Origin of the sequence: Clavibacter lycopersici, assembly GCF_003576405.1 — a bacterium.
GTDB classification, from domain to species: Bacteria; Actinomycetota; Actinomycetes; order Actinomycetales; family Microbacteriaceae; genus Clavibacter; species Clavibacter lycopersici.
This window is the reverse complement of the sequence record NZ_QWGT01000128.1, coordinates 1-8,156: the sequence shown is the minus strand read 5'-3', so window position 1 is coordinate 8,156 and position 8,156 is coordinate 1. Positions and strand designations below refer to the sequence as shown.

Below are 8,156 nucleotides of genomic sequence, written 5' to 3'. Positions count from 1 at the left end.
GTCCTCCGCGGGAGGAGCGGGCTGGGCCGGGGGCGCGGGCTGCGCAGGAGCCGCGGGCGCTTCCGGTGCGGTGGGCGCGGCCGACTGCGTGGGCCTCGGTGCCGGCGGCACGTAGGGCCGCTTCGTCAGGCTGCTGCTCGGCGCGGGGAAGCCCTCGGCCGGGTAGCGGTCGTCGATGAAGGTCTGCAGCGGCTTGAAGATGCGGTGACGCGCGCTGTCGGCGGCACGGCCGTTGAGCACGTTGCGGCGCATGGACGCGAAGCCCTCGACGTTGCCGACCCAGACCGCGGTGGTGACCTCGGTGGAGGACCCGACGAACCAGGTGTCCTTCGAGCGGTCGGTCGTACCCGTCTTGCCCAGGATCTCGGTGCCGTCGCGCGGGTTCGACGCCGCGCCGGTGCCGCCCATGACCGCCTTGAGCGTGAAGGCGGCGGTGTTGGCCACCTCAGGGGTCATGGCCTGCGCGCACTCGCTCTTCGGGGTCACGAGCTCGGACTCGTCGGGGAGGACGACCTTGTCGATCGCGATGGGCGGGCACATGGTGCCCTGGTTCGCGACGGAGGCGAAGGCGGTGGCCATCTGGAGCGGAGCGACGGTGTTGCCGCCCGAGCCGACGACGTCGGACGGGAAGCTCGACAGCTCCCGCTCGTCCGCGTTGTACGCGCCCATGTCCGTCGCCGTCTTGCTGATGTCGCACAGGTCGAGCTGGCTCGCCATGGCCACGAAGGCCGAGTTGACGGAGGCGACCGTCGCCGCGAGCACGTTCTGGTTCGACGTCGCTCCGGTGTTCGTGTCGTTGGTCACCTTGTAGTCCGGTGAGCCCGCGAGGTTGTCGCCGCACCGGGTGAACTCGCTGGCCGACCACGTGGTCTTGGACGCGTTCACCGTCTGGTAGATCGACTTCCCGCTCTTCAGCCAGTCGACCAGCGTGAAGATCTTGTACGTCGATCCGACCTGGAAGCCGGCGGAGCCGCCGTGCGCCTTGTCGGCCGAGTAGTTGATCTCCGTGACGCCGGGCTGGTCCTGCGCGACGCCGTAGTCGGTGTTCTGCGCCATCGCGATGATGCGGCCGGTCTTCACCTCGCGGGAGACGACGGATCCGCCGATCTTCGTGAAGCGCGCCGTCGTGGGCACCTGCTCGCGCATCTGCTCCGCGGCGTTGCCCTGGATGTCCAGGTCGAGGGTCGTGTACACCTGCAGCCCGCCGCGCTTGAGCAGCGCGTCGCGGTCCGCTGCGGTCTCGCCGAATTCCTCGTTCGTGAGGATCTCGTTCTTCACGTAGTCGCAGAAGTAGGCGGCCGAGATCGGGTTCGCCTGGATGCAGCCGCTCGTGGAGGGCGTGATCGTCGGGGTGACCTCCGCGGCCGAGGCGGCGTCGTACTGCTCCTGCGTGATCTTCTGCTCCTTGAGCATGTTCCGCAGCAGGAGGTCGCGGCGCTCCTTGTTGCGCTCGAGGTTGTCCGGGTTGTCGATCTTGAAGACCTCGGGCGCGTTCACGGTCGCGATGAGGCTCGCGGCCTGCTCGAGGTTCAGGTCGGCGGCCGAGACGTTGAAGTAGTAGCGCGCCGCGGACTCGATGCCGTAGACGCGGCTGCCGAAGTTCGCGATGTTCAGGTACGCGAGGAGGATCTCGTTCTTGGAGTACTTCTTCTCCACCCCGATGGCCATCCGCATCTCCTTGAGCTTGCGGGGCATGTCGGGCTGGGTGGCCTCGGTGAACGCCTTGCGGCCCTCGGCCTGCGTGGCCTCGTCGGAGGAGTCGACCATGTTCTGGGCCTTCTGGACCAGGACGTTGCGGACGTACTGCATCGTGATGGTGGAGGCGCCCGACTGGACCTCCTTGTTCAGCACGTTCTGCGCGAGGGCGCGAGCGGCCGACAGCACGTCGACGCCGCCGTGCTCGTAGTAGCGGGGGTCCTCGGTCGCGATCGCGGCGTCCTTCGCGTACTGCGAGACGGCGTCCCACGGGACCTCCTCGCGATCCTGCGAGAAGAACTCGGCGAAGGGGACTTGGCTGTCGCCCTGCTTGGCGTAGAGCACCGTCTTCTGCGCGAGGTTGTCGATCTGCAGGTTGTCGGGGATGTCCTCGAACACGCCGATGGTGCTGTTGGCCGCGATGCCCGAGACGGCGATGGCAGGGGTCACCATGGCGGCGACGAGGACGCCGGCGATCGTGCTCATGCCGACGAGTCCGAGGAACGCGCCCAACCGGGTCGAGATGGTCAGGTCAGTTTTCCTCATAGTACGAATCTAACCCGCGCTCCGAGGCCCCACATCCGCCTCAGGGAGGGTCTCAGCTCCCCGTGGCCGAAATGTGATGCGTGCACTCACGATCAGGCCGCGTCGGCCTCCGCGCTGGCCAGATCGCGAACGGTGCGGAGGGTCCGGATGCGGTGCTCGAGGGTCGTGGACGACGGCGCGACGATCAGCTCGTCGGCCCCCGTGCTCGTGAGCAGGCGCTCGAGGCCGATGCGCACGGCCTCGGGCGAGCCGATGGCCTGGCGCCGGTTCCGCGCGCCGATGATCTCGCGCTCGAGGTCGCTGAACTCGTACGCGGCGGCCTCGGCGGGATCCACGGGCTGCGGCTTCCCGCCCATGCGCATGCGCAGGAACGTGATGCTGCCGGCGCGCGACTCGCGGTCCACGACCTCCGGGTCCTCGTCGGCGATGACGCTCACCGCGATGGCGCTGTGCGGCTCGGCGAGGTCGTCGCTCGGCTCGAAGCGCTCGCGGTACAGCTCGAGCGCCTGCTCGGTGCGGTCGCCGGCGAAGTGGTGCGCGAACGCGAACCGGATCCCGAGGGCCGCCGCGACCTGCGCGGAGTAGCCGCTGGATCCGAGCAGCCACATCTGCGGCCGGTCACCGAGCCCGGGCACCGCGGTGATGCCGCGCAGGGGGTTGTCGTCCGCCATGCCACCCGTGAAGAAGCCGACGAGGTCGACGAGCTGCTGCGGGAAGTCGTCGACTCCGAGGCCCGCCTCGCTGCGTCGGAGCGCCATCGCGGTGGCGCCGTCGGTGCCGGGGGCCCGGCCGATGCCGAGGTCGATGCGGTCGCCGTAGAGGGCGCGGAGGGTCCCGAACTGCTCGGCGACGACGAGCGGGGTGTGGTTGGGCAGCATCACGCCGCCGCTGCCGACGCGGATGGTGGAGGTGCGAGCCGCGATGCCCGCGAGGAGGACGGCCGGCGCGGAGCTCGCGATGCCCGGCATGCCGTGGTGCTCGGCGACCCAGAACCTCGAGTACCCGGCGGCTTCGGCCGCCTGCGCGAGGCGGATGCTGCCCGCGACGGCGTCGGCGTTCGTGCCGCCGAAGGGACGTGGGGCGAGGTCGAGGACGTCGACGGGCGTGCGTTCGAGGCGGGTCACCCCGGGGAGAACGGGCGGGGTCGGCGGCGCATTCCCCGGCCGGGGCGCGTTGCTAGGCTGCGGCCCTCATGGATCCCGCCGCCCCGCTCCCCCGTCGGCCGCGACGGCGGGCGGCGCCGTGACCGACAGGTCGCCCTGGGCCTCGGGCCGGGATCGCGAGCGGAGGCGCCTCCGCAGACGGCAGGCCGCCGTGCTCCTCCTCGCGTACGTCGCGCTGATCGGGCTGGTCACGCTCACGCCCGACAGCGTCGACCGCGGCGTGTACCCGTACCTGATGCGCGGCGTGCTGTTCGCGCAGCACCACGGGATCCCCGGGTTGCGCTACTCGATGATCGAGGAGGTCGCCAACGTCGCCATGTTCGTGCCGCTGGGCATGCTCGGCGTCCTCGCCTTCGGGACCCGGCGCTGGTGGGTCGTCGTGCTCGCGGGGACGGCCCTGTCGGCGTCGGTCGAGCTCGCGCAGGGTGCCTTCCTGCCAGCGCGCGTGGCGTCCGTCACCGACGTGCTGGCCAACGGCACGGGTGCGCTCGTCGGCGCGGCGGCAGCGGCGCTCGTCGCCGCCCGGACGCGACGACGCGGGCGGAACCGGTCGTGATCGGATCCGCCCGCGTCGGGTCGGGAGCGGCGCCTGGACTCAGGAGGCGCGTCGACGGCGGGCCGTCGCGATGCCCGCGGCTGCTGCCCCGGCGAGGAGGAGCCCCCCGCCGGTGATCGCGAGGCCGGTCGGCAGCGTGCCGCCGGTGACGGGGAGCACGCCGCTCTCCGCCGCGACGCGGGAGCTGGCGGGGACCACGGAGACGATGCCGCACCAGTGGTCGCCGGACGGGGCGGTCTGGTTGGCGCGCCAGGTGCCGGTCGCCGTCGTCGGCACGACGAGCGTGCCGGAGACGGAGCCGTCGGCAGCGGCGGTGACGGACGCGGCCGGGTCGCCGGCGACGGCGGGTGCGCCGGCCTCGGAGGACAGGCGGACGGCGACGGTCTCGCCGGCCACGAAGGATCCGGCGACTCCGGCGATCCGGACGGACTCACCGGGTGCGACGGCGGCCGGGGTGACCGACATGCCGCTGCAGGCGATGGCGGAGTCCTTAGGGACGTAGTTCTCCGCCTGGGCGGCGAGGGGGACGGAAACGGTGATCGCGAGCGCGACGAACGCGCCCGCCAGGGTCTTGGCGAGCATCTCGGGTGTGCCTTCTGTGATGCGCCCGGGACGGACGTGCGGGGGCACGACGGGTATCGCCTCGGGGCGGTGATGTCCGCGGCGCGCGATTTCGGGTCGACGCCTCCAGGCAGACAGCGGGTCGGGTAAACCCACGTTCGAGATGGTATCCGCGTCGGCGCTCCGCGAGGAGGCGCTCGGGCGGATAGGCCCCGGACTGGGGGCAACGGCCGCCCGGAGACGGCGGAAGGCCCCGAGGCGGATGCCTCGGGGCCTTCCATCGCGCGGCTCCCTGGGGGAGTCAGACGATGCGGGTGACGCGGATCAGACCGTGGTGCGCTGGCGACGGACCGTGGCGAGCACGGCGACGAGGGCTGCACCGAGCAGCAGCAGGCCGCCGCCGGTCCAGATGAGGACGACGGGCAGCTGGCCGCCCGTGACGGGGAGGCCGGCCGAGCCGTCGGCGGCGGAGCCGCCGGTCGACGTGCCGTTGCCGGCCGCCGCGACGACCGAGATCGTCGTGGAGACGGTGTTGCCGAGGGTGTCGGTGCCGGTCAGGGCGTAGGAGCCCGTGGCGGAACCGGCCGGCAGGGTGACGGTGACGCGGAGGCCGCCGGCGCTGGTGGAGTTCTTGGTGATGGAGTTGCTCGTCACGGCCATGGGGGCCGTGCGGTAGGAGGCCAGCGTGGCGTTGGCCGCGTCCTCACCGGTGATGGTGATGGTGACGGGGACGCTCGGGGCGAACGAGCCGTCGGCGAAGGTCAGGACGGTGCTCTGGCCGGGCGCGACGGTCGGGTCGCTGACGGTGACGCCGCCCTCGGGCGTGTACGGGTCCGCGTTGGCGGCGGTGGCGACGGTGAACGTCGCGGCGAGGGCGATGGCCGCCCCGGCGAGGATCTTCTTGAACATGTGGTTCCCCCAGTGTGAGTCAGTCGTGGTGCACAGGGGCCACAAGCGGACTCGGGTCCGCCGTCGATCATTCCCCCACCTAGGAGACTACTGGGCCTGGTCGCACGAGAGCGAGCGGAACTGTGTTGCGATCGTGTTAATCACGGGGGTCGTGACCATGGACAGGGGTGTGTCGGTCTTTTTGTCCCCCAGCGTGTCCACCGAGATGCGGACCTCCTGACCGGGCGAGAGCGTCACCTCGACCTGGGCGACAGCCCGACCGCCCACCACCTCGGGCTGGAACTGCGTCTCCTGGCCGTCGATCAGCACGCGCAGCGGCACCGTGCCGGGGGGCCCGTACACGGACACGCGCGTCTTGACGTCGCCGGGGGCCACGCCGTAGACGCCGCCGCCGGTGATCACGAAGGGCAGGCTGGCGGCGTCGGCGGGGGCGGTGGATCCGAGGATCACCTCGGTGCGGTAGTCCGGCCGGCCGTCGTCCCGGCACATCGCCATCGCCAGCGTGGTCTGCAGCGAGAGGAAGTAGTCCATCTTCGCGCCGGTCGAGTCGTTGAGGAACACGCCGAACACCGTCGACTCCTCGTTGTCCGTGGGCAGCGAGCCCTGGAACGTCGTGCCCTGGAGGGTCGCCTGCTCGTCGGCGCGGGAGTTCCAGATCAGGATGCGCCGCTCCTCGGCTGCATGCCCCAGCGCGGCGACGAGCGCGGCCGGGTCCACGTCGCCCGACGCGACCTTCGCGAACACCGAGTCGGCGACGCTGGCGAAGACCGCGTCCTGGACGTCGGGGTCCGGATAGCGGAGGTACACGTCGTGCAGGAGGAGGTCGACGGCGTCGTCGGAGCGGAGCACGTCGCCGGTGGCGAGCGTGATGGGGCCCGTGGCCTCGAGGAGGTACGAGAGCGCGACCGGGTCGATGCTGATCACGCCGTCGACCGTCTGCCCGTGCTTGAGACGCCACATCTCGGCGGCGAGCGGCGCGGCCTGGGGGAACTCGGGCGTGAGCGTCACGTCCTGCATGTAGCGACCGGTGATGGTGCCGTAGAGGCCGGCGGTCTGCGGATCCAGGGGCAGGGCCGGCTCCGCGAGCCGCGGGAAGGCGCGCGCGGAGTCCTGGCCGTCGAGCGAGAAGGCACCGTCGCCCGTGCGGACCAGCGCGAGTGCGCCGGGGATCCCGCCCGTGGAGCGCACCTCGGCGTTGTTCTGGAACATGAGCAGGTAGCTGCGGTCGCCGTCGGCGCCGAGCATTGCGGGCGCGAGGTCGGTGACATGGCGCACGACCGCGAGGGTCTCCGCCGCCGAGCCGACCGTCTCCTCCAGGCGCGCGACCGCGTCGGCCACCGGGCGGATCGTGCTGCCGGTGTCGATGGCCGTCACGTCGTCGAGGGCGGCGTCGAGCGCGTCGTCGGCCTGGCGGACGGGCTCCTGGGCGGCGAGGATCGGGTCGAGGTCGAGCCGGCCGTCCTTCGGCGTGAGGCTCGAGACGTCGATGGTGCCGGCGATCCCGACGACGGGCTGCAGCGCGTCGGCGCCGATGCGGTCGACGACGCCGGAGATCTCGCGGAAGGCGCGCAGGTTCGGGCCCACGAACGGGACGTGCTCGGTGACGGCCCAGACCGGATCCCCCGTGAGCGACACCGCGCGCGCCGAGTGGTCCCGGAGCTGCGCGACGTTCTCCGAGGCGCCGGCGGGATCGCCGGCGAGGAGGTCGCGCTGCACGGAGGACGCGAGCGGCACCGCCTGCTCGAGCTCGCCGCGGGCGAGGAGGGCGCGGGCGGCGACCCACACGATCCAGAGGACCAGGATGACGGCGACCGCTGCGCCGGCGACCCGGAGGATGCGGCCCCGCGTCCAGGGGCGTCGCCTCCGGGAGCGCCGCGACGGCTGCGGTGCGTCGGCGGCGGTGGCGGTGGTCACCAGGTGGACCCGCCGTCGGAGGAGATGCTGACGGCGTCCCCGGTGAGGAGCCAGACGTCGCTGCCCGCCGCCGAGAGGGCGACCGATCCGCTGGTGGGCACGGCCGCCGCGCAGCCGACGACGCTCACGTCGCCCGAGGCCGGGACGATGCGGCCGATGCTCGTCCCCGCGCAGGACTCCGCGGTGCCGGCGGTGAGGATCCCGTCCGGGCCGAGCGCGAGGGCGAGGGCGCCCGGGGCGTCGACCAGGCGGAAGTCGCCGCTCCCGGAGCGGACGTGCAGGGCGCCGGATCCGCAGAGCACCGCGGCCGCCTGGCCGCTGTCGACGACCTGGACGGCGTCGTCGCACGGCGCGTCACGGGAGCCCTGGATCAGCTGCACCGTGCCGGGTGCCGTCGGGTCGACGTAGGGGGTCGTCGCGGTGAGCGCGGGCGCGTCGCGCCAGAACTCGCCGCCCGTGAAGCTCTGGAGCGTGGTGCGGGAGCACGCCGCGGTCACGTCGGCGACGATGCTGCCCACGTCCGGGCTCTCGACCTGCAGCGCGAGGATCCGGCGCGCGTCGAAGGTGCCCGTCGAGCGCGTGTCCCACGTGCGGCCCGCGTCGATGGTGGTCTGGATGCGGGCGGGCTCGCCCGTGCATGACCCGCCGGTGGTCCGCCAGGCGACCTCGGCGTTCCCCGCGGCGAGGAAGACGGTGGGCGCGGCCACGGTCGTGCTCGGGACGGCGGTGGCGGTCGGCGCGGGCGTCGGCTCCGCGGCGGCGTCGGTGCTGGAGGCGGACGGCGCGGGCGCGGCGGTCCCCTGGTCCGCCGA

The 8,156-nt window shown here is 72.5% G+C and carries 7 protein-coding genes; 1 reads left to right on the top strand and 6 read right to left on the bottom strand.

What is annotated here, in order from left to right; all coding sequences use genetic code 11:
* Positions 1-2,241 (bottom strand): transglycosylase domain-containing protein (locus DZG00_RS09650; RefSeq protein ID WP_119381155.1); only part of this gene is annotated, 2,241 nt, incomplete at its 3' end.
* Between the two features lie 92 nt (positions 2,242-2,333).
* A complete protein-coding gene (locus DZG00_RS09645; protein ID WP_119381154.1) occupies positions 2,334-3,365 on the bottom strand; it encodes an LLM class flavin-dependent oxidoreductase in 1,032 nt (343 codons plus the stop codon).
* A gap of 118 nt (positions 3,366-3,483) precedes the next feature.
* Here DZG00_RS09645 and DZG00_RS09640 point away from each other — a divergent pair, with 118 nt between their 5' ends.
* Positions 3,484-3,960, top strand: a complete 477-nt coding sequence (locus DZG00_RS09640; RefSeq protein ID WP_233548793.1) for a VanZ family protein — start codon at positions 3,484-3,486, stop codon at positions 3,958-3,960.
* 39 nt (positions 3,961-3,999) lie between these two features.
* Here DZG00_RS09640 and DZG00_RS09635 read toward each other — a convergent pair whose 3' ends face one another.
* The 4 genes from DZG00_RS09635 to DZG00_RS17020 form a co-directional block, all read right to left on the bottom strand.
* Complete coding sequence (locus DZG00_RS09635; protein ID WP_233548792.1) at positions 4,000-4,542, bottom strand: sortase; 543 nt, start codon at positions 4,540-4,542, stop codon at positions 4,000-4,002.
* Positions 4,543-4,845: 303 nt separating this feature from the next.
* Positions 4,846-5,430 carry a sortase gene (locus DZG00_RS09630; RefSeq protein ID WP_119381152.1) on the bottom strand — a complete coding sequence of 195 codons (585 nt, stop codon included), beginning with the start codon at positions 5,428-5,430 and terminating at the stop codon, positions 4,846-4,848.
* A gap of 87 nt (positions 5,431-5,517) precedes the next feature.
* A complete protein-coding gene (locus DZG00_RS09625) occupies positions 5,518-7,344 on the bottom strand; it encodes a DUF4012 domain-containing protein (protein WP_119381151.1) in 1,827 nt (608 codons plus the stop codon).
* Positions 7,341-8,156: hypothetical protein (locus DZG00_RS17020; RefSeq protein ID WP_158587802.1), on the bottom strand; the 816-nt coding region annotated here is incomplete at its 5' end. The genes DZG00_RS09625 and DZG00_RS17020, both read right to left, overlap by 4 nt.